Source organism: Streptomyces sp. NBC_00224 (assembly GCF_041435195.1).
Classification (GTDB): Bacteria; Actinomycetota; Actinomycetes; order Streptomycetales; family Streptomycetaceae; genus Streptomyces.
In genome coordinates this window covers 4328369-4349902 of record NZ_CP108106.1, presented here as the reverse complement: position 1 = coordinate 4349902, position 21534 = coordinate 4328369, and the positions used below count along the sequence as shown (strand labels likewise).

Genomic DNA, 21534 nt, shown 5'->3' with positions numbered 1-21534 from the left:
GCCAAATGATGAAGTCGAGGAACGTGGCGGTGGCGGGGCTGCTCTGCGCCGTACTGGCCGGATGTGGGACCGAGAAGGCGGGGAGCGCGGCGGGCGAGGGGCGGCCCTCGTCGCCGACGTCACTGGCCGCCGAGAAGCAGCCGTGCCCGCCCGACGAGACGACGGAGGACGGGTCGTCGGGCGGGGGCGTGGACGAGACGTCGGAGGAGACGTCGGGCCCGGGTGTCGACGAGACGACCGACGAGACGTCGGGTCCGGGCGTCGACGAGACGACCGACGACGGTGCCGGTTCCTCCGAGCCGCCCACGGACGAGACCACCGACGAGGGCTCCGGCAGCGCCGAGCCGCCCACCGACGAGGACACCGGCACCCCCGGCCCGCCCACCGACGAGACCACCGACGACGACGCCGGTGACCCCGGGCCGCCCACCGAAGGCACTGCCCCGCCCTGTCTGCCCGCCGGGTGGTTCGACATGACCCAGGAGTTCACCGACTACTACGCCAAGCACCTCACCAAGGCCGACGACGGCATGTGGCCCTTCCTGGTGGCCGCCCGGCTCCGGCAGGAGGGCGAGTCGGTCAGGGCGCTCGTGACCGTGAACTTCATCCCGTCCGGCGGCAGCGACTACGAAGGCCGCCGCATCGCGGAGGTGTTCGCCGCGTGGCGCCACGAGGCGTACGGGGACAAGGGGAAGCTGCGGATCGAGACCCGCAGCGGCGGCGAGGTCGTCGAGCAGGCCTGGTGAACGCGGGCGTCGCCGTCAACTGCTGAACCGCCCGAACCGCCCCCGGTGGAACAGCAGCGGCTCCCCCTCCGCCATTCCGCCGAGCGCCTCCACCCGGCCCACCACGATCAGATGGTCCCCGCCCGTGTGGACGTTCTGGATGCGGCAGTCCACCCACGCCGGTACGCCGTCGAGGCGCGGGGAGCCGGTCACGGGGGCCGGGTCGTAGGAAACTCCCGCGAACTTGTCGGCGCCGCTCACCGCGAACGCCCGGCACAGCGGCCCCTGTTCGGCCCCCAGGATGTTCACGCAGAACGTGCCCGCGCGGGCGATGCGCGGCCAGGTCGTTGACGTACGGCCCACCATGAAGACGACCAGTGGAGGGTCGAGGGAGAGGGAGGCGAAGGACTGGCAGGCGAAGCCGGTCGGGCCGGCCTCGTCCCGGGCCGTGACGACCGTGACGCCCGTGGCGAAGTGGCCGAGTACGCCGCGGAACTCGGCGGGGTCGACGGGCAGCCGCTCGTCGTCCCGTACGGCCCGTAAGTCGGGCCTGGGCAGGGCCTCGACGGGTTCGGCGGGGGCCGTGGCCGCCGCGCCGACGGACCGCAGGTATCGGACGACGGTCGCCGCCATCCCTTCGTGTCCCATCATGCTCCCATTGAAACTGACGGAGCGTCAGATCGGAACCCTCAAGGGACCGGCAAACCCGACCCGCAAGCCTGTCCTGCGACCCCCTACAACCCCCGGTACTTCGGCGTCCTGCGCTCCACGAAGCTCGCCACGCCCTCCTGGGCGTCCCGCGTCGCCATGTTGATCTCCTGGGCCGCCGCCTCCGCCGCGAACGCGGCCGTACGGTCGGTGTCCAGGGACGCGTTCACCAGCTGCTTGGCGAGGGCGAGCGAGCGGGTCGGGCCCGCCGCGAGGCGCTCCGCCCACTCCCGTGCCACGGTCGGCAGTTCGCCGTCCGGCACCACCCGGTTGACCAGGCCCAGGCGCTCCGCGTCCGCCGCCGCCACCGCGTCCCCGAAGAACATCAGCTCCTTGGCGCGCTGCGGCCCCACCAGCCGGGGCAGCAGATACGCGCCCCCGCCGTCCGGGACGAGCCCGCGCCGTACGAACACCTCGATGAACCGGGCCGACTCGGCGGCCAGCACCAGGTCGCAGGCGAACGCCAGATGCGCGCCGATGCCCGCCGCCGTGCCGTTGACGGCGGCGATCACCGGCTTCTCGCAGTCCAGCACGGCCGCGATGAGCCGCTGGGCGCCGAGGCGGATGGTGCGGGCCACGTCACCGGCGACCCGCTCACCGGCCACCGCCCCGCCCCTGAGGTCGGCGCCCGCGCAGAACCCCTTACCGGTCGCGGTGATCACGACGGCCCGTACGGCCGGGTCGGCGCTCGCCCCGTCGAGGAGCGCGATGATCCGCTCCCGCTGCTCCCAGGTCACCGCGTTCATGGCCTCGGGCCGGTCGAGCGTGATCCACGAGACCCCGCTGTCAGTGGCGTGGCGTACGGTCTCCGCAGGGGGACGGAGTCCCCCTGAAGCGGCAGTGCTCATGAGCACACCACCAGCGCGTCCAGCGCCACCGCGCCCTGTCCGCGCTCCAGCACCATCAGCGGGTTGATGTCCAGCTCCGCGAGCTCGCCGCCGAGTTCGAGGGCCATCCGCTGCACCCGCAGCACCACCTCCACCAGCGCGTCCACGTCGACCGGCGGCCCGCCCCGTACGCCCTCCAGGAGCGCCCGGCCGCGCAGCTCGCCGAGCATGTCGCGGGCCTGCTCCTCGCCGAACGGCGGTACGCGCACGGCCGCGTCGCCCAGGACCTCCACCAGGACCCCGCCCAGGCCGACGGTCACGGTCGGCCCGAACAGGGCGTCGTGGGTGACGCCGACGACCATCTCCACGCCCCGCGCGACCATCTGGCACACCAGCACGCCGTCCAGCTCGACGCCCTCGTACCGGGCGATGTCGGTGAGCTCGCGGTAGGCGTCCCGCACCTGGCTCGCGGAGGTCAACCCGACTTTGACCAGGCCGAGTTCGGTCTTGTGGGCGAGTCGGGTGCCCGAGGCCTTCATCACCACCGGGTAGCCGACCTGGCCCGCCGCCCGCACGGCCGCGGCCGCGCTGGTCACCAGCTGCTCGCGCGGCACCCGGATCCCGTACGCCCGCAGCAGCTGCTTCGCCGCGTGCTCGCTCAGCTGTCGGCCCGGCCGCATCAGCGCCTGGGCCTTGCGGAACGACGGCGACGGCACGCGCGGCGCCTCGTCGAAGGGCGAGCGGTAGGAGGAGGTGAACCGGTGGTGGGCGAGGTAGGCGCGGACGGCGCCTATGCAGTTGGAGAAGGTACGGAAGGTGGCGACCCGGGAGGAGCCGAGCAGCGTCTCGCGGTAGGCGGCCTCGGTGCCGACCGGCGACCCCCACACCACGCACACCAGCTTGCCGGTGTGCTCCGCCGCCTCCACCAGGTCCCGCGCCAGCTTGTCGCTCATGGGAGGGAACGGCCCGGTGATCGGGCAGATCAGGACGCCGACGGCGGGGTCGTCGAGGATCGCGTCGATGATCTTCCGCCCGCGCCAGTCGCCGACCGGGTGGCCGCCGTTGTCCACGGGGTTGGCCACGTTCAGATACGGCGGGATCCACTCGTGCAGCTCGGCCTGCTTGGCGTCGGAGAGCGTGGGCAGGGTGAGCCCCGCCGCCGTCGCCAGGTCCGCGAAGTGGGCGCCGGTGCCGCCCGAGATCGAGTAGACGACGACCCCGTCGGCCACCGGCGGGCGGGCCCGTGCCAGCAGGGCAGAGGTGTCCTGGAGCTCGTCGAGCCCGTCGACGCGGATCACGCCGTACTGCCGCATCGCCGCGTCGACCACCTGGTCCGCGCCGGTCAGCTTGCCGGTGTGGGAGGCGGCGGTGCGCGCCCCGGTCTCGGTACGGCCGACCTTGACCGCCACCACGGGCACCCGCGCCCGCGCCGCCCGGTCGGCGGCGAGCAGGAAGGAGCGCCCGTCCTTGAGCCCCTCCAGATAGCAGGCGATGGCCCCGACCTCGGGGCGCTCGGCGAAGTACGAGATGAAGTCGGCGGTCTCCAGGTCGGCCTCGTTGCCGGTGGGCGCCCAGTGGGAGAGGCGGATTCCCAGCTCCTGGAGGGCGAACAGGGGGCGGCCCTGGTGGCCGGACTGGGTGATCAGGGCGATCGCGGGCCCCTCCAGGTCGTCCCGGAAGCGCTCGAAGGCGTTGAGGTTGGTGTTGGGGCCGAGCAGCCGCACCCCCGAGCGCCGCACGGCGGCGGCGAGCCGCTCCTGGGCGGCGGCGCCGTCCTCGCCGGTCTCGGCGAAGCCGGAAGCGAAGGCGACCGCGAACTTCACCTTTCCCTCGGCCAGTTCGTCGATGAGGGGAAGGGGGTCACCGACGAGCAGCACCGCCAGGTCCACCTGTTCGGGCAGGTCCGCGACGGACGCGGAGCAGGGCAGACCGAAGACGGAGTCGCGGGTGGGGTGCACGGGGTGGACGCGGGCGCCCACCCGCTCGGCCCAGGCGATCAGCTGGCGGGTGATCCCCGTGTTGGGGCGCCCCTCGGCGTCGGAGGCGCCGACGACGGCCAGCGACTCGGGCCGGAAGAACCGGTCGAGGTCGGGTACGGGTGCGTACAGTGGCCGGCCGCTGACGTCCAGATCGCCCTCGGCGGCGGCGGTGCCGTGGACGGCGCCGGGCCGGGGCTGCTCGCCGCAGGCGACCACCCGTGCGCGGAAGTCGGTCGTGAGGGTGCCGTGAGTCGATCCAAGCATCGTTCCGCCCGCTCCTGGTCGATGGCCAACATGGCTGTTGCGCAACTGGCTGGTAACTGACGCATAGTCAGATTACAGACCTGACGACCAGTCAGGAACCGTCGTGCGGGCAAAGGCTCAAGGCTCACCGAAGGCTCCGGGACGTGCGGAGGTCCGGCCGAGTACGTTTCCCGTACCCGCCCGGGGGGCGCCTACCCGTCACCATTGCGCCAACTACGGTGTGCGCGGGTGGTGTTGAAGGGGCGTACCGACGGTGTGGCCAATCGACCTTCCGATCGGACTCAGTGGCGCGCGACCGCCTTGGCGATCTTCCCCGCGTCGATGGCCAGCTCGCGGAACATGCCGCTGATGGGGTTGGTGAACCCGGTGAAGTAGAGGCCGGGGGCGGTGGGCGCGGTGCGGCCGCCGTGGACGGTGGGGCGGCCCCGGCCGTCGAGCACGCCCAGCTCGCCGACCAGGCCCTCCAGGGCCCGCCGGTAGCCCGTGGCCGCGATGACGACCTCGGGCGAGACGAGGGTGCCGTCGGCCAGGACGACCTTCGCGCCCTCGAACGAGTCGAGTGCCGCGACCGGCTCCACCCGCCCCGACTGCACGGCCGCGATCAGACCCACGTCCTGTACGGGGATGGCGCCTTCGCGTACGCGCGCGTAGAGGCCGGTCTCCGGCCGGGGCAGCCCCTTGTCGGAGAGGTCGGGCACGCTGAGGCGGGCCACGGCCCCGGCCGCCCGGTCCACCAGCGGGACCGGCAGCCGGCGCACCAGGATGCCGGAGGCCTGGGCGGGCCAGCCGGCGGTCGAGCGGCGCAGGATGTGCGGCGCGGTGCGCACGGCGAGCCGCACCCGCCCGGCCCCGCCCTCGACCAGGTCGACGGCGATCTCCGCGCCGGTGTTCCCGCTGCCGACCACGAGGACGTCCTTGCCCGCGTACGGGGCGGCGTTCCGGTACTGCCCGGCGTGCAGCAGGGTGCCGGTGTACGCGTCGGCGCCGGGCCACTCGGGCAGGTACGGGGTGTGGTTGTACCCGGTCGCCACCACGACCGCCCGCCCGGTCAGCCGCCGCCCGCCGGTGGCGTGCAGCAGCCACCCGTCCCCGTCGGCGCGCTCGACCCGCGAGACCTCGACACCGGTGACGATCTCCAGTTCATGCATCTCGGCGTACTTCTCCAGATACCGCACGACGTCGGCCCGGGCGACCCAGCGCCCGAACGAACGGGGCATCTTGAGCCCGGGCAGCGCGGACAGTCGCCGGGTGGTGTGCAGCCGCAGCCGGTCGTAGTGGTGGCGCCAGGAGTCCCCGACGGCATCGGCCTTCTCCAGTACGACGGCCCGTACGCCCCGGCCGCGCAGCGCGGCCGCGACGGCGAGCCCGCCGGGGCCGGCGCCGATGACGTAGACAGGGTGGGTGGGGTCGTTGGTGGCCATGGGAACCGAGCGTAACGACGCAGCCACTTGATGGGTCTCGGTCAAGACCTGAATCGGTTACGAATCGATTACGCTCCGGAGTTTGCCCGGGTGGGTGGCGCCGGGCCTCTTGTGCGGGGCGGCACGGTCCGCTGAACTGACGTACCGTCAGAAGCGGTTCGGTTGACCTGTGGATATGGGAGCCTGCGGATGGACTCGATCTGGCTCAGCGGCGCCGAGTGGGTCGCGGTGTACGTGACCTCGCTGGTCGGGCTCTTCGCGATGTCGTGGCAGACGTGGTCGCTTGATCATGCGATCGGGTGGTTCTGATGACACGTCCTGACGCGGCGAGGCCGGGTGCCGGGACCGTTGATGCCGCGACACCCGAGATCGACGCCTTCACGCGCGCGTACTGGGACGCGGCCGCCGAGGGCCGCCTCCTGATCCGCCGCTGCGGGGCGTGCGGGCGGGCACACCACTACCCGCGCGAGTTCTGCCCGTACTGCTGGAGCGAGGACGTGACCTGGGAGCAGGCGAGCGGCCGGGCCACGCTCTACACCTGGTCGGTGATCCACCGCAACGACCTGCCCCCGTTCGGCGCCCGGGTCCCGTACACGGCGGCGGTGGTGGACCTGGCGGAGGGCCCGCGCATGATGACGGAGGTGGTGGGGTGCGGGGAGGAGCGGCTGCGGATCGGGATGGAGCTGCGGGTGGATTTCCGGGATGGGGAGGTGGCGGTGCCGGTGTTCCGGGCGGCGACCTCGTAGGGGTGGGGGCGTGGTGGCGGGACCGGTGTTCCGGGATGCCCGTTTAGGGGCGCGGTGGCGGTGGTGTCACTGGCGTTCCGGGCCCGCCGCTTCAGGGGCGCGGGGCTGTGGCATTTGCGGCTCCGCCGCGTGGGCACGACCAGCCCCCACCGGCCCGCAGCCAACCCACGACCCCTACGGCCACAACAACTCCCGCACCCACACCGCCCCCTCGCGGCGATACCGCAGCCGGACATGCCGCCGCCGCGCGTCCCCCTGGAAGAACTCGACCTCCACGGGGTCAAGGACGTACAGCGTCCAGCTGGGCACGGGAGCGTCCGGCGAGGCCGCCGCCCGCGCCCAGGCGCTCTCCGACGCGACCGCGAGCTCCGGGACGGACCCCAGCACCTCGCTCTGGTGCCCGACGAGGGCGGCGGCCAGCGCCCCGGTCGACCGGGCATGCAGATCGGCCTGGCTCGCCTCCGCACCGGCCGGCCGCACGGCCCCCCGCACCCGTACCTGACGCCCCACGGCAGGCCAGTAGAACCCGAGCGCGGCCGACGGGCAGGCGGCGAGCTGGCGCCCCTTCGCACTGGTGGAGTGCGACCCGAACGACCAGCCGCCCGCATCGGCGCCGTGCAGCATCAACGTCCGTACGTCAGGCCGCCCTTCACCGTCCACTGTCGCGAGCGTCATGGTGTGCGGCTCGGCCTGCCCGGCGCGCCCCGCGTGCATCAGCCACTCCTGGAAGAGCGGTACGGGGTCGTCGGGCGCGGTCTCCGGGTCGAAGTGCGGCAGCTCGACGTCCCAGACGCGCAGGGTGTGCAGGTACTCCTCGAATTCCATGCGCAGATTGTCACCCGTAGGCCCCTGGGCCCTAGGCGCCCCGCGCGAGCCACTCCTCGCGCGTCAGGGCGTACTCGACATCCCCGTGCTCGTCGCCCTCGACGGAGTAGGGCCACTCCTCGAAGTACGTGCGTACGTACGTGAGCCCGCACGTCTCCATGACGTGCCGGGACCGGTCGTTCACGTACATCGTGTTGCCGGTGATGCGCGCGTAGCCCAGCTCCCCGAACCCCTTCTCGATGAGCGCGAGCGCGCCCTCGCGCGCGTACCCCTTCCCCCAGGCGGCCCTCCGCAGCCGGTACCCGAGGTCCGCGTGGTCCGGCGGGGCGTTGAGCCCGGGGCGCAGGCAGTGCCACCCGATGAACTCACCGGTGTCGCGCAGATGCGTCGCCCAGAAACCCTTGCCCCCCGGCAGCATCCGCGCGAAGGACTCGGCCCGGATCTCGTCCCGGGTCATGGGCCGGCCCCCGGTGAGGTACCGCATGACCTCCGGGTCGCTGTCGAGCTCGACGACGAGGTCGAGGTCGGCGGCGGTGTCGGTGAAGGGGCGGAGGGTGAGGCGGTCGGTGGTGAGGAAGGGGGGTGGGGTGGGATGGGTGGTCATGGGGGCGATTGTCGGGGGCGGGGGTGTCGGCGGCCACTTGTTTACGTACGGGGGCGTGAGTGAGGGGCTCACTCACGCCCCAGGATCAGCGTTCCCGACGAGCAGAACCAGCCGCCCGTGCCCGAGGCGACGGCGAGCTCGGGGAGGCTGCCGTCGGGTCTGCGCACCTGGCCGGGGCCCGCCTCGCCGCGCAGCTGCCGTACGGCCTCGACGAGGAGGAACAGCCCGCGCATACCGGGATGGCAGGCGGAGAGGCCGCCGCCGTCGGTGTTGACGGGCAGCTCGCCACCGGTCAGCAGCCGCCCTTTCTCGACGAACGCACCCCCTTCCCCTTTCTCGCAGAACCCGAGGTCTTCGAGAGTCACGAGGGTCATGTACGTGAAGGCGTCGTAGATCTCCGCGAGGTCGATGTCGGCGGGGCGCACTCCGGCCCGTTCGAAGGCGATGCGGCCCGAGACGGCGGCCGGGGAGACGGTGAAGTCGTCCCACTCGGACATCGTGGTGTGGGAGACGGCCATGCCCGAACCCCGCACCCAGACGGGGTCCTTGGCGGTGTCGGGCACGTACTCCTCCGCCGCGAGCAGCACCGCGCAGCCGCCGTCCGAGCGGATGCAGCAGTGCAGCTTGGTGAACGGGTCCGCGATCATCGGCCCGGACAGGACGTCGTCGACGGTGATGGGGTCGCGGAACATCGCGTCGGGGTTGGTCGCGGCGTTGGCGCGCGCCTGCACGGCGATCTCGGCGAGCTGCTCGACGGTGGTGCCGTACTGGTGCATATGGCGGCGTGCGGCCATCGCGTACTTCGAAATGAGGGTGTGGCCGTAAGGAACTTCGAATTGCAGGGGTCCGCGCCCGCCGAACGATAGATTCGATGTCCTTCGCCCGGCTTTGATGTCGGCACGGGCGGTCGAGCCGTAGACGAGGAGTACGGCGTTGGTGTGCCCGGCGGCGATCGCGTCCACGGCGTGGGCGGCCATCACCTCCCAGGTGGCGCCGCCGACCCCGGTCGAGTCGACCCAGGTCGGCTTGAGCCCCAGATACTCGGCGACTTCAACCGGCGCGAGCGTACCGAGCCCGGCCGAGCCGAACCCGTCGACGACGCTCCGGTCGAGCCCGGAGTCCGCGAGCGCCCTGCGGGCGGCTTGGGCGTGCAGGGCGTACGGGGTTGCGTCGTCGACGCGGCCGGTGTCGGAGAGGGCGGCGCCGACGATGGCGACGCGGCGGAGGCGGGAGCGTGGGCGGGGGTGGGCGCGCGGGTGGGCTGCTGCCATGAATCTGACGGTACATCAGTTTTGAATCCCCACCCCGCTCCTTCCCGAAAGTCCTTGCCGGGCGGGTTGGTTGGTGGGGGCAGGATTTGCCTGCGGATGGATGGGGCTGGTCGCGCCTACGCGGCGGCCGTGCCTCCTACGCTGCCGCCTGGTCCAGGTTCTCGCAGACTTCCTGAATCGTGGGTCGGTCGGCCGGATTGCGGCGCATCATCTCCTCCACCACCGTGCCCAAGGTGCCCGGTAGGTTGATCGGCCGATGGGGCTTGTCCACGATGGCTTGCCGCTGGTCCTTCCGATCGGCGTCGTCCGGGTAGGGGACGTGCCTGCGGCCGGTAGCGGAGATGAACAACGAAGCACCCAGTGCGTATACGTCCGCCTCTTTCGTGGGCACAGCGGTGCCGCACGCCAGAACACTCTGTGAGATCTCCGGGGCCTCGTAGTGGACCAGGCAGCCTCGATACTCGAAGTCGTAGATCTCGGGGATCTCACCGCCCTGCGCCAGCCCCAGGTCGATGAGAGCGGTCCTGGCAGGTCCGATGACGAGATGGTTGGGCTGCACGTCGCCATGCGTCCAGCCACGTTCGTGCAGGTTGGCCAATGCGGCAGCACACGACAGTGCCTCGCCGATGCTGGGGGCCGCCGGCCCGTTCGCCTGCCGGTGGGGCTCCCACAGGGCATAGAGGGACTGGCCCTCTTGCCATGGCTGAGCGCTCCATGTGCCCTTCTCCCATTCCCCGAACAGGACCTCTTCGGGGTCAATCAGTTGCCGAAGAATGGTGGCTTCACGGGCAGGCGCCAATGCCGTCCATGAGTGTGTTTGGCTGGGGTAGCCCAGTTTGACCGCGGCGCGACCGGTGGGCGTCCGCACATCCCACACCGTGGAGCCGCGCCGGTTGGTAACGAGCGTCTGGGACAAGGGCATTACGGCACCCTGGACATGATCAGGAATCTCGAATGGCCCGTTGTCGGTCATCGACCAGTCCTCTCAATGGCAAGGGCCGACCCCCCGGGCAGAGATCGGCCCCTCAGGTCAGGGGAGACTACTAGCGGCTGTGGTAGTCGCGCCCGTCGTCCGAGTCGCCCGTCGGCGGGTTGGGATCGCCGCCGTCGTCGCCGTCGTCGCCGTTGCCGCCACAGAAGGTGGCTTTGCGCTTCAGTGCTTCCTTGAGTGTCACTTTCGTGTCTCCTCATGGTGTCCGGCTGGGGGCTGTCCCCAACCGTCGTGCACTTGCTGACCCGCTCGGTGCGGGCGTCGCGCCCCACGACTTGTCCAGGCACAAGGGAAGCCCCGGATGTTCCTACGAGACGTAGGGGAGCCTTGGGACTACTTCTGGGACGGGGAGCCGCAACCGCGCATCCGCTTGTGCAGCTCAACTAACCGGCAGGCTTCCGCGTGGTGCCACTGAAGACGCCGGAGCTGTAGAAGCTCCCGGTCGTTTGCCGGTCGTACGCGCAGGTCCACGGTCGACCACTCGTAGCCCGACGGGCGCCGAAGGGTCAGCTTCCGGCCCTTACGTTCCTTCACGACGCCTACCAACTGGGCGGCAGCGTCGAACACCGGTTGGTCGAGCACAATCTCCTGAGCCGTGATCACTGGAGAAAGAGCGCCATGGTCTTCCCGTGGGCTTCGCGCAGATGTCTCCGGAGCTGAACTCTGGCGTCCATCTCTCGGGCCGCGTTCCCGTCCTGTCGGGCGAGCCTCAGTTGAGCTACTACCACGGTGCACGGGGCGCACTCCTTCACTCCTGTGATTGCCGGCGGCTGAATGGCGTACATGGGGTTCTCCCTCGCCCCCTCAGCTTTGATGTATCGGGTTGCTAGTAGCTAACCCCCGTTCAGAGTCGGGAACTTGCACATCTCTTGCACAAGCTGCACAGGGGTACCCGGTCGGGCGAGGGCGGTGGAAATTCATCCCGAGGAGAGGAACACTGAGCCCATGAGCACGATCGAACTTGCACCAGGTGAGAACGTTGCTGTGCTGCGGAAATCCCGTGGCTGGTCTCAGAGGAAGCTCGCGCGCGGGGCGGGAATCTCGGAGTCGCTTCTTTCCAAGATCGAAGTCGGAGACCGGGCTCTGACCCCGGCCGTGGCGACGGCGATCGGCAAGGCCATGGGTATCTCCATGGCTGAAGTGATGGGGAAGACCGCCATCCGTCAGGGGGATCGGCGGTCCCTGGACTCGCTGAGGTCCGCGCTTCGTGACTACGACCTTCCTGGCAGCGCCCCGGTTGCGGAAGGCAAGCTGTCCGTCGACCTGCATACAGCCGAGGCCCACCGCAAGAAAGTCGACGTCGCCGGGCTTCTGAACGCCCTCCCCAGGTTGCTCCGCGACGCCACGACACACGCGCACCGAGAAAACACGCCGGAGGCGTGGATGATGCTTGCAGAGGCGTACAGCATCGTCTATTGGATCGCAGCGCGGCACAGGTGGATGGACATGGCCGAGCTCGCTGTCACCCGTCAGAGGTGGGCAACTGAACAGCAGGCGAACCCGTTGGGCTCCGCTGTTGCAGCTAGGGACCGGGCAGGTACTTACCTGAACTTCGGTGACATCGAACAGGGCCTAACGGTCGTTGAGCGCGCGATCGCTGCGGCACAAGGATCGCTGGGTGGCAGTGACCGCGATGTTGCTGTGTGCATCCTGAACCTTCGAGGTATGACCCTGGCGGGAAGGCTCAAGGACAAGACCGAAGCCAGGCGGGAGGTAGAACGCCACATCAGGTCCGCTCTCGCCACGTCCCAGGGCATGTCGCGAGAGCTGGAGGCTTACGGACTGACGGTCGGCCCGCAGAACACATTTGCACATCGGTTCGCGACCCTTGTGGATCTTGGGAAGCCCCGGGAAGCACTCGGGCTCACTGATGACATCTCAAAGGCCATGGCGGGCATGCCGCCGACTCGGGTTGCCCCCACGCACATCAACGCGGCGAGAGCTCAGCTTGACATCGGGGACCGTGACGGCGCCTTGGAGAACTTGACGATCGCGTGGCGCGTCGCACCCCAGATGGCGCGCATCCACCCCATGGGGCGGGAGGTGTTCCGAGTGCTCAGTTCGCTGCACCGAAGGAGCAACCCGCGACTGCTGAGGCTTTCGAAGATGTCCGGCATCGAGCTTTGAACTTGGCACGCATCAGGTTCGGGTGTGGGGCGCCGTATATCACTTCGCCTGGCTGGGCATCGGCGGCCACGACTGCCGGAGCCTGGAAGGGGTGGGACGGCGGAAACTGATGTACCGTCAGATTCGCCGCGTCGACCCCGCCCCCCCGGGAGGAAAGCCGCTCATGGACGCCGACTTCACCCCAGAGCAGCACGAGATCCGCCGCACCCTGCACACCCTGCTCACCAAGCGCTGCGGCCCCGACGAGGTCAAGGCCGCCGTACGGGCCGCCCCGGGGTGCGACCAGGCCCTGTGGCGGCAGCTCGCCAAGGAGATGGGGCTCCCGGGGATCGCGGTCCCCGAGGCGTACGGCGGGGTCGGCTGCGGGCCCGCCGAGCTCGCCCTCGCCTGCGAGGAGACCGGCCGCGTCCTCCTGCCGTCCCCGCTCCTCGCCACCGCCGCCCTCGCCGCCCCCCTCCTCCTCGCCCTCGGGACCGAGCCGCAGAAGCGCGCGTACCTGCCGCGACTGGCGCGCGGTGAGCTCACCGCGACCCTCGCCGTCCCGGGTGCCGCCCTCGCCCTGGCGCTCGGTCTGACCGGGGACAACGCCGACGGCGCCTGGGCGGGCGGTGGCCGCGCCGGGGGCATCCAGGCCCGGCAGGTCGACGGCGAGTGGCGGCTGTACGGCGAGGCCGCCCAGGTCCTCGACGGCCACCGCGCCGACCTCCTCCTCGTCGCCGCCCACACCGGCGGCTTCACCCGCAGCCGCGTCCGGCTGTTCCTCGTACGCGGAGACGCCGACGGTCTGCGCCGGACCCGGCAGACCACCCTCGACGAGACCCGCGCCCAGGGAAGGGTGCAACTCCGGGAGGTGGGTGGCGAGTTGGTGGGGGATGGTGACCCGACCGCCGCCCTCGCCGCCACCGGACGCACCGCCGCCGCCACCCTCGCCGCCGAAGCCGTCGGCGCCGGCGCGCACGTGCTGGAGCGGACCGTCGCGTACGTGAAGGAGCGCGAGCAGTTCGGGCGGCCCATCGGGTCCTTCCAGGCCGTGAAGCACCGCCTCGCGGACCGTTACGTACAGGTGCAGACGGCCCGCTCCGCCGCCTACTACGCGGCCTGGGACCCGGACGCCGGTGGGCTCGCCCTCGCGCAGGCCCTGGAGGCGCTGCGGAGCGCCGCCGCCGAGGCGATCCAGCTGCACGGCGGCATCGGGTTCACCTGGGAGCACGAGGCGCACCTGTACTTCAAGCGGTCCGCCTCCGACGAGCTGCTCTTCGGTCCCGTACCGCTGCTGCGGGCCTGGGCCGCCGAAGGGGCCGGGCTGTTTCGGTCCCGTACGTCAGGCACGCGCGCGCAGGCGGTCACCCGGTGACCGCCACACCGACCGGCAAGCCGAGCGGTAGGCCCACCGGCAAGCCGACCCGCGTCCCCCGCGCCGTACGCCTCGTCCAGAAGGTGTCCTCCACGCGCGCGTTCGCGAAGGTGGCCCCCCACGTCGTCCCCGCCCTGGACCGGGCCGTGCACCGGCTCACCCGGGGCAGGGTGCTGCCGAGCGCGCGGATGCTGCCCGGGGTCGTGCTCACCGCGCGCGGTGCCAAGTCGGGGCTCGCGCGCCGGACCCCGCTGGCCTGTATGCCGGAGGACGCCGGGACCTGGCTGCTCGTCGGGTCCAACTTCGGCCGCCCCGGCCACCCCGCCTGGACCGGCAATCTGCTGGCCCATCCGGACGCCGAGATCAGCTGGAAGGGGCGGGACCTGCCGGTCCGGGCCCGGCTGCTCGCGGGGGAGGAGCGGGCGGCGGCCTGGCGGGCGGCGCTGGCGTTCTGGCCCCCGTACGCCGCGTACCAGGCCCGGGTCGAGCGCGAGATACGGCTCTTCCGGCTGGAGCGGAGGGATGCGGGGGAGGCGGCGGAGCCGGGGCACGGGAACGCCGACGGGGTTCACCTCGGTGAACCGCCGTCGGCGTGACAGGACTTGAGGGCGCGTGCCCCGACAATCACCGCGTCAGTGCGAGGGCGCTCGCCCCGGCACGGACACCGGCACGGACGCCGGTACTCGGACGGATCCGTCTGCTTCGCCTACTTCGTAGGCTTCTTGCCGGTGATGCCCAGATGTACGAGCAGCGCCAGGTTCGGCTTCAGCTCGGCCTGTTTGACGCCCCAGGTCTGGAAGCCCTTCTGGTGCGAGGCGACCGCCGCGAGCATCGCGACGATCGAGCCCGCCATCGCCGCAGGGCTGACGTCCTTGTCGACCTTGCCCTTCGACTGGAGCTCCTTGACGGCGTCCGTAAGGGAGTTGTTCACGGAGTTGAGGATCTTCATGCGGATCTTGTAGAACCGCTTGTCGCCCTCGGCCGCGCCCAGGTCCACCACACGGAGGATCGCGTCGTTCTTGCGCCAGAAGTCGAGGAATCCCTCGACCAGTTCCTCCGCGGTCTGCCAGCCGGCCTTGCCGACCCAGGAGCGGCCTTCGACGAGGGCGGTCAACGCCGCGCCCTCCTTGGCCATTTCCTCCGCGATCTCCAGGACGGCGCCCTCGACGTCGGGGAAATACTGGTAGAAGGTCGCGGGTGAAGTGCCTGCCTTCCGGGCCACGTCGATGACTTTTACGTCCCGGTACGGCGAGGAGCTGAGCATCTCGCTGAGGCAGTCGAGCAGCTTCTGCCGCGTCGCCTGGCCGCGTCGGCCGGCCACGCGGCCGTCGACGGTGCGTACTTGTCCTGTCATGCCGTCAGCTTACCGAGGGGTGATCGGAGCGCGATTCGGCCGACTGCAAATGGGGGCCGAGGGTTGACGGCGGCGGGACGCGGGCGGGGAGCGGGGCCCGCCCGTGGCCCGGTGCCGCCCGGCGGCCGGGCCCCGCCGCCGGACCTGGCCCGGACCCTGCATAGACCGGATGTCGAGCGCCCGTCCGCCACTCGAATGGTGTTATCAACAGCCTGTGGACACTGTCTGTGGACAACCCGTGCGGCAAAAGGGCGTGGGCGTCTACAGTGGGGGCAAAGCGGATCATTTGTTCGATTTACGCCGCTGCGGGGTGCGGCCGGGGCCGTTAGCTTCACCGCGTAGCGGCACCCCGGGCGGGGCCACTCCAGGAAGGAACCAGGCGCATGGGCGGATTTCCGGAAGGCGCGCCGTGCTGGGCCGACGCGACGCTGTCCGACCTCGCGGCGGGCAAGCGGTTCTACGGCGCACTGATGGGCTGGACCTTCGACGACGACGCCGAGGAGCGGTACGGGTACTACACCAACGCCTTCAGCGGAGGAAAGCGCGTCGCCGCCCTCGTCCCCAAGAGGGACGGCCGGATGCCGACCGCCTGGGGCGTCTACTTCGCGACCCCCGACGCCGCGGGCCTCGCCGTGCGGATCAGGGCGGCGGGCGGCCAGCTGGTGACGGACCCGATGGAGGTTCCTCCGTACGGGACGATGGCGGTCGCCGCCGACCCCGGCGGCGCGGTCTTCGGCCTCTGGCAGGCCGCTCGGCACACGGGCTTCGAGAAGAGCGGCGAGCCGGGCTCCTTCTGCTGGACCGAGGTGTACACCCGGGACGCGGCCCAGGCCGACCGCTTCTACGAGGCGGTCTTCGGCTTCGAGGGCCGGGACCTGGACGGCACGGACGACGACTTCCGCACTTGGTCGCCCGCGGGCTCCGAGCCCGGCCCCGACACGGCCTTCGGCGGCCGCGGCCTCATCGGGGACACCTTCCCCGCCGAGATGCCCGACCACTTCCTGGTGTACTTCGCGGTGGGGGACTGCGACGCCACGGCCGCGGCCTGTGTCGACCTGGGTGGCCGGGTCACCACCGCGCCGTTCGACATGGCCCACGGACGGATGGCCGTCCTCACCGACGACCAGGGGGCGAGCTTCGCGATCCTCCAGAAGGACTGACCCGCCCCTCCCTGCGGACCGGGCGGGGGATGTCCGGATCGGGATGAGACATCCCGATCCGTACTTGGGTTGGCCACCGGGCGCCTCCGGCAGGAAGAATCGGGGTGCCGCGTGAGACGCTGCACGGGGCCTTGTTGCGACGCGTTGATACTTAAGGCCCGTACGGGGAGGTGGCAGGCAAGTGGAGCAGCTGACGCAGCACGACCCGAGGCGGATCGGCCCCTTTGAGGTGCTGGGACGGCTCGGTGCCGGCGGCATGGGGCTGGTCTATCTGGCGCGCTCGGCGTCCGGCCGCCGCGTGGCGATCAAGACGGTGCGCACCGAGCTCGCCGAGGACCAGCTGTTCCGGGTCCGCTTCACCCGCGAGGTGGAGGCGGCCCGGGCCGTCAGCGGCTTCTACACGGCGGCCGTGGTCGACGCCGACCCGCGCGCGGCCGTGCCGTGGCTGGCCACCGCGTACGTACCGGCGCCCTCGCTAGAGGAAATAGTGAACGAGTGCGGGCCGCTCCCGGCCCAGGCGGTGCGCTGGCTCGCGGCCGGCATCGCCGAGGCGCTGCAGTCCATCCACGGGGCGGGCCTGGTCCACCGCGACCTCAAGCCGTCCAACGTCCTGGTGGTCGAGGACGGCCCCCGGGTGATCGACTTCGGTATCGCGTCCGGTGTCTCCAACACCCGCCTGACCATGACGAACGTGGCCGTCGGCACGCCCGCGTACATGTCGCCCGAGCAGGCGAAGGACTCGCGCAGCGTGACCGGCGCCAGCGATGTGTTCTCGCTCGGCTCGACGCTGGTCTTCGCGGCGACCGGCCACGCCCCCTTCCACGGCGCCAACCCGGTCGAGACCGTCTTCATGCTGCTGCGCGAGGGCCCGGACGTGACCGGTCTGCCGGACGAGCTGCGGCCGCTCATCGAGTCCTGCATGAAGATGGAGGCCGGGCTGCGGCCCTCGCCCGAGGACCTCCAGTCGCAGCTCGCCCCGCACCTCTTCGGCGGCTCGGACGACAGCGGCACCGCGTCGGCGTGGCTGCCCGACCGCTCGGTGGCGATGATCGAGCAGCGCCGGGGCGGCGGCCGGGCCAAGCCGGTCGCGCAGCCCGTGGACCCCTCGCCGCCGCCGCGCCCGCCCTACCAGCCGCCGTACCAGCCCTCGCTGCCCGAGGCCGTGCCGGACGGGCCGGTCCGGCTGGCCGGGGCGAAGGTGCCGATCGGCCCCGGGCCCCGGGTCATGGACGGGTCGCAGGCGGTCTCCGAGGCCAGCCCCGCCACGGGGTGGGTCAGAGTCCCGGCCGGCGGCCCCCCGGGCAGACCTGACCGGCCCCCGGCGAACGGGGCACTGGCGGCCACCGCGCCGCCCGTCCCGGCCCCGGCCCACTCGCCCGAGCCGCCCGGCCGCTGGCGGCCCTGGCGCTTCCGCATGTCGAACGACGTGTGGGGCACTCCGGCGGTGGCGGGCGACCTGCTCTACGTCACCTCCTTCGAGGTGCACGCGCTGGACGTGGGCAGTGGCCGGCGCCAGTTCAAGACGCGGGACGTGGCGTGGGCGATGGCCGTGGAGGCGGGCCGGATCCACGCCTCCGACGGCCCGACGCTGTACGCGCTGGACGCGACGGACGGCCGCGAGCTGTGGCGGCTGCCGACCGACGCCTGGGTCTACGCCCTCAAGGCGGACCGGGGCACGATCGTCACCGCGACGCGGGGCGGCGGGGTGCAGGCCTGGGAGGCCGCGAACGGCGAGAAGCTGTGGGAGATCACCGGCGCCCAGAGCGACTTCGAGACGCCCGAGGCCGGGCCGGTGATCCACGAGGGCACGGTGTACGTGTGGCAGGACGCGCGGCTGCGCGCCCTCGACGCGCGTACGGGCGCGGAGCGCTGGTCGTACCCGGTGGGCGACGCGGCGTCGTGCGGCGGAGTCCCGGTCCGCCTCGCCCCGGCGCAGGACGGCTACGTCTACGTCTCGGCGGGCACGCGTGTCCTCTCGATCGACATCGCCAGCGGCCACGTCCGCTGGCACTTCGAGGCCCCGGCGGTCTTCCTCTGCCCGCCGACCTTCGCGCCGGGCCCGGCGGTCGCGGGCGGCGGGGTGTACCTGGCGGACTACCTCGGCACGGTGTACGCGCTGGACGCGGCCACCGGCAAGGACCGCTGGCGCATCGCGACCGAGTCCCGCCAGTCCATCGAGCCGGTCCTGGTGGCGGACGGCAACATCCACGTGGGCAGCGGCAACGCGCTGTACACCCTGGACGCGGTCACCTCCACCCCCAAGTGGCGCTTCGCGGCGGGCGCGGAGGTCGTGGGCACGCCGGTGGTGGCGGACGGCCGCATCCACTTCGGCTCGGCGGACCACTGCCTCTACACCCTGGACGCGGCGGGCGGCCAACTCCGCTGGAAGCTCGCCACGGGCGGGGAGATCACGGGCTCGCCGGTGGCGCGGAACGGGGTGGTCTACGCGTGCAGCAAGGACCGTTGCGTGTACGCGCTTGACGCGGTGAAGGGGACGGCGACGTCGGGGGCGCACAGGTGAATCGGCTTCGCCCGGGGCCGCGTGCCTTTCTGCGGGCCCGGTGGGGGTTGCTCGCGCAGTTCCCCGCGCCCCTGAGATGCGCCCCTCCGGGGCGCCCAGGGGATGCCGCGTAGCGGCATTTTTAGGGGCGCGGGGAACTGCGCGACCAGCCACAGATGACCCGCAGACGAACGGGGTCCGGGGGAAACCCACCCCGGGACGGCCGTCGCACCTGCACGGAAGGGGCTGGAACGGCGGCCGTCGTTCACGAGCGCGGGACGACACGGGCCCGGGCACAAGCGCGGCGCGCCGGACAGAGAGCCACCCCGGCTCTCGCTCAAGACGCTACCCCCCACCCCGCCCCCTTGCCAGCGGGGCTGTGGGAGTACGACGTGGACGCCGAGGAGATCGTGTGGCAGTCCTTCGGGGCCCCGGACGCCGCCCCGCACCGCCGAGGCAGCCCGGGTCGAGCCATTTGTCCGGGACGAGACGGGTGATGCGCGCGGTTTCCGCCCGGAATCACCCAAGAACCGGGCCCTACGGACCGCCGGACTCCGCACCGGACTCCGCCCCGGGCAGGACGAATCCCCACCCGCCCCTCCTGTTACGGTGTCGGCGGTCTTCGGCAGGCTTCATTACGGGGGTAGGGCACGTGTTCCGTCGACGGATGAGGTTCACGGCCGTACTGGCCGGAGTGGTGCTGGCGCTGACCGGGTTCTCCGGGCACGGCCACGGCAAGAGCAGCGGCGGTGGCGGCGGCTGCTCCAACTCCCACAAGAGCAACGGCGGTTCGGGCTACCGCCACGACGACGACTACGACAGCACCGGAGGGTCCGGCTCCAGCTCGGGCTCCGGCTCCGGGTCGTACACCCCGAGCCCGACACCGTCCCCCTCGGCCACCGCCACGGGGACCGTCGTCACCTGTGTCTCGCCCGCCAAGGGCAAGCGCCCGGCCGTCACTTCCGCGACCGTACGGGTCACCGGCGACCCGCTGGCGAGCGGCAGCCACCGCTACCGTCTGGAGGTCGCCTTCCTCGGCTCGGCCGACGAGACGGTCGACACGGGCTCCGCCTTCGTCACCCTCGATGCGGGGGCGGCGGAGAGCGTGAAGGTGCCGATGGCGCTGCCGTCGCGCATCGCCAAGGTGAAGGACTGCCGCGTGGTGCGGGTCATGGAGTGGAGCTGACGCCCGACGGCGTCACCCCCGGTTCTTCTCCGCCTTGCCCTTGAGCGCGGTCAGCAGGTCGCGCAGCAGGGACACGGTCATGTCGTCGACCAGGTTGGCGTTCTCGTCGAACCGCTCGTGCGCACGGAAGACCTGGAGCTCAGGCTTGACCACGATGTCGCTCTCGGTCCAGACGAACACCTGACGCAGCGCCAACTGGGCGCGGACGGTGCCGAAGTTGGTCGGCGCCGCGCCCATGATCGCGATCGGCTTGTGCCGCAGCGGCAGGCCCTCCTGCTTGGTCCAGTCGGTGCTGACCCAGTCGATGGCGTTCTTCAGCGTGCCCGGGATCGAGTAGTTGAACTCGGGCGTCGCGATCAGCACGCCGTCGGCCTCGTTGATGCGGCGGCGCAGGTCGGCGACGACCGCCGGGCGGTTCTCGGGAGTGTCCAGGTCCAGGTCGTACGGGGGGATGTCGCGCAGGCCCTCGTAGATCTCGATGTCCAGGCCGCCGGGCTGGAACTTCTGGGCGGCCCGCAGCAGGGCGCTGTTGTACGAGTCGGCGCGCAGGCTGCCCGAGATGCCGAGGATCTTGAAGTCGCTCATTGGTTTCCCTCCCAAGTGTGCGCCCCGAGGCGGGTGTTGCCCCTGCGGCGATGTGATGACACTAAACCGTTCAGTTCATTCATGCAACTACACCGTGTGGTTTAGTCTTCTGAACGGTTCAGTCAGGGCATACTGAGGCGGACAGGTGGAGGCGGCGACGGAGGCGAGAGCGATGAGCGAGGACGTGGACGCGTACGGAATCCCGGTGATCCCGGAGGCCGTGAGCGTCTCCCAGGTGAAGCGGCGGGCCATAGAGGAGGCGGCCCTGGCCGAGTTCCTGGCCGGGGGGTACAGCGCGGTGTCGGTCGATGCGATCGCCTCGCGCGCGGGGGTGTCCAAGCCGACGGTGTACAAGCACTTCGGCAGCAAGGAGCGGCTGTTCCTCGCGGTCATCGGCTCGGTCCTGAACGGGGCGTACGAGGAGCTGGAGCCGCACGGCACCGCGCTCACCCGGGCCGTCGACCTGCGCTCGGCGCTGATCGAGGTGCAGCTCGAATGGACGCTGATCCAGCTCGACGACCGGATCGTGCGGCTGCGGCGGCTGGTGATCGGGGAGGTCGACCGCTTCCCGCAGCTGGGGCGGCTGTGGTTCCGGCGCAGCTACGCGGCGATGAACGCGCCGCTGGTCGAGGCGTTCACCGAGCTCACGCGGCGCGGCGAGCTGGCCGTGCCGGATCCCGATCTTGCGGTGAAGCAGCTCGTCGGGACGACGATCTCGATCCCGCAGCTGGCGAAGACGTTCGACCCCGGGTATGCGCCGTCCCACGACGAGGTGGAGGCGTCGGTGGTGGCGGGGGTGGATGTGTTCCTGGCGCGGTACGGGGTGGGTGGCGGGTAGCGCCTCCGGCGGGAGTTCCCCACCCCGCCCCTTCCCGAAAGCCCTTGGCGGGCGGCCCGGTTCGTTGGC

Annotated in this window: 20 protein-coding genes; 9 read left to right on the top strand and 11 right to left on the bottom strand. The window is 71.4% G+C overall.

Annotated features, from left to right (window positions below; all coding sequences use genetic code 11):
• Window positions 1-5: 5 nt before the first annotated feature.
• Complete coding sequence (locus tag OG965_RS19185; protein ID WP_371653311.1) at window positions 6-746, top strand: hypothetical protein; 741 nt, start codon at window positions 6-8, stop codon at window positions 744-746.
• A gap of 15 nt (window positions 747-761) precedes the next feature.
• On the opposite strand, the gene OG965_RS19180 is transcribed toward OG965_RS19185, so the two are convergent.
• The 4 genes from OG965_RS19180 to OG965_RS19165 form a co-directional block, all read right to left on the bottom strand.
• Window positions 762-1358 carry a flavin reductase family protein gene (locus OG965_RS19180; protein WP_371656988.1) on the bottom strand — a complete coding sequence of 199 codons (597 nt, stop codon included), beginning with the start codon at window positions 1356-1358 and terminating at the stop codon, window positions 762-764.
• Between the two features lie 101 nt (window positions 1359-1459).
• On the bottom strand, window positions 1460-2281 hold the full coding sequence (locus OG965_RS19175; protein ID WP_371653310.1) for an enoyl-CoA hydratase/isomerase family protein: 822 nt from the start codon (window positions 2279-2281) through the stop codon (window positions 1460-1462).
• Entirely contained in the window at window positions 2278-4503 is a 2226-nt protein-coding gene (locus OG965_RS19170) for an acetate--CoA ligase family protein (protein ID WP_371653309.1), read from the bottom strand. Before OG965_RS19170 ends, OG965_RS19175 begins: the two co-directional genes overlap by 4 nt.
• A gap of 281 nt (window positions 4504-4784) precedes the next feature.
• Window positions 4785-5924 (bottom strand): flavin-containing monooxygenase, encoded by a 1140-nt coding sequence (locus OG965_RS19165; protein WP_371653308.1) that lies wholly within the window; start codon window positions 5922-5924, stop codon window positions 4785-4787.
• A gap of 308 nt (window positions 5925-6232) precedes the next feature.
• Between OG965_RS19165 and OG965_RS19160 the strand changes: the two genes are divergently transcribed.
• The gene (locus OG965_RS19160) at window positions 6233-6670 is read left to right on the top strand and encodes a Zn-ribbon domain-containing OB-fold protein (RefSeq protein WP_371653307.1); all 438 of its coding nucleotides are present in this window, start codon (window positions 6233-6235) and stop codon (window positions 6668-6670) included.
• Window positions 6671-6844: 174 nt separating this feature from the next.
• Here the strand turns inward: OG965_RS19160 and OG965_RS19155 are convergent, their stop codons facing one another.
• From OG965_RS19155 to OG965_RS19135, 5 genes are all read right to left on the bottom strand, one after another.
• Window positions 6845-7495 carry a pyridoxal 5'-phosphate synthase gene (locus tag OG965_RS19155; protein WP_371653306.1) on the bottom strand — a complete coding sequence of 217 codons (651 nt, stop codon included), beginning with the start codon at window positions 7493-7495 and terminating at the stop codon, window positions 6845-6847.
• Window positions 7496-7526: 31 nt separating this feature from the next.
• Window positions 7527-8099, bottom strand: coding sequence for a GNAT family N-acetyltransferase (locus OG965_RS19150; RefSeq protein ID WP_371653305.1), 573 nt, complete (start codon window positions 8097-8099; stop codon window positions 7527-7529).
• 68 nt (window positions 8100-8167) lie between these two features.
• Window positions 8168-9370, bottom strand: a complete 1203-nt coding sequence (locus OG965_RS19145; protein ID WP_371653304.1) for an acetyl-CoA acetyltransferase — start codon at window positions 9368-9370, stop codon at window positions 8168-8170.
• Window positions 9371-9506: 136 nt separating this feature from the next.
• Entirely contained in the window at window positions 9507-10343 is an 837-nt protein-coding gene (locus OG965_RS19140; protein ID WP_371653303.1) for a protein kinase, read from the bottom strand.
• 70 nt (window positions 10344-10413) lie between these two features.
• Complete coding sequence (locus OG965_RS19135; protein ID WP_371653302.1) at window positions 10414-10545, bottom strand: hypothetical protein; 132 nt, start codon at window positions 10543-10545, stop codon at window positions 10414-10416.
• Between the two features lie 761 nt (window positions 10546-11306).
• Here OG965_RS19135 and OG965_RS19130 point away from each other — a divergent pair.
• The 3 genes from OG965_RS19130 to OG965_RS19120 all read left to right on the top strand — a co-directional run bounded on the left by OG965_RS19130 (window position 11307) and on the right by OG965_RS19120 (window position 14438).
• Window positions 11307-12488, top strand: coding sequence for a helix-turn-helix domain-containing protein (locus tag OG965_RS19130; RefSeq protein WP_371653301.1), 1182 nt, complete (start codon window positions 11307-11309; stop codon window positions 12486-12488).
• A gap of 163 nt (window positions 12489-12651) precedes the next feature.
• The gene (locus OG965_RS19125) at window positions 12652-13842 is read left to right on the top strand and encodes an acyl-CoA dehydrogenase family protein (protein WP_371653300.1); all 1191 of its coding nucleotides are present in this window, start codon (window positions 12652-12654) and stop codon (window positions 13840-13842) included.
• A gap of 83 nt (window positions 13843-13925) precedes the next feature.
• On the top strand, window positions 13926-14438 hold the full coding sequence (locus OG965_RS19120) for a nitroreductase family deazaflavin-dependent oxidoreductase (RefSeq protein WP_371656987.1): 513 nt from the start codon (window positions 13926-13928) through the stop codon (window positions 14436-14438).
• Between the two features lie 110 nt (window positions 14439-14548).
• On the opposite strand, the gene OG965_RS19115 is transcribed toward OG965_RS19120, so the two are convergent.
• Window positions 14549-15196 carry a TetR family transcriptional regulator gene (locus OG965_RS19115; RefSeq protein WP_101388803.1) on the bottom strand — a complete coding sequence of 216 codons (648 nt, stop codon included), beginning with the start codon at window positions 15194-15196 and terminating at the stop codon, window positions 14549-14551.
• Between the two features lie 383 nt (window positions 15197-15579).
• On the opposite strand from OG965_RS19115, the gene OG965_RS19110 reads away from it, so the two are divergent.
• The 3 genes from OG965_RS19110 to OG965_RS19100 all read left to right on the top strand — a co-directional run bounded on the left by OG965_RS19110 (window position 15580) and on the right by OG965_RS19100 (window position 20042).
• The gene (locus OG965_RS19110) at window positions 15580-16356 is read left to right on the top strand and encodes a VOC family protein (protein ID WP_371653299.1); all 777 of its coding nucleotides are present in this window, start codon (window positions 15580-15582) and stop codon (window positions 16354-16356) included.
• Between the two features lie 181 nt (window positions 16357-16537).
• Entirely contained in the window at window positions 16538-18877 is a 2340-nt protein-coding gene (locus OG965_RS19105; protein ID WP_371653298.1) for a serine/threonine-protein kinase, read from the top strand.
• 646 nt (window positions 18878-19523) lie between these two features.
• Window positions 19524-20042: a hypothetical protein gene (locus OG965_RS19100; protein WP_371653297.1), complete on the top strand. Its 519-nt coding sequence runs from the start codon at window positions 19524-19526 to the stop codon at window positions 20040-20042.
• 12 nt (window positions 20043-20054) lie between these two features.
• Here the strand turns inward: OG965_RS19100 and OG965_RS19095 are convergent, their stop codons facing one another.
• A complete protein-coding gene (locus OG965_RS19095) occupies window positions 20055-20627 on the bottom strand; it encodes an NADPH-dependent FMN reductase (RefSeq protein WP_371653296.1) in 573 nt (190 codons plus the stop codon).
• A gap of 172 nt (window positions 20628-20799) precedes the next feature.
• Between OG965_RS19095 and OG965_RS19090 the strand changes: the two genes are divergently transcribed.
• Window positions 20800-21465 carry a TetR/AcrR family transcriptional regulator gene (locus tag OG965_RS19090; RefSeq protein WP_371653295.1) on the top strand — a complete coding sequence of 222 codons (666 nt, stop codon included), beginning with the start codon at window positions 20800-20802 and terminating at the stop codon, window positions 21463-21465.
• Window positions 21466-21534: the final 69 nt, after the last annotated feature.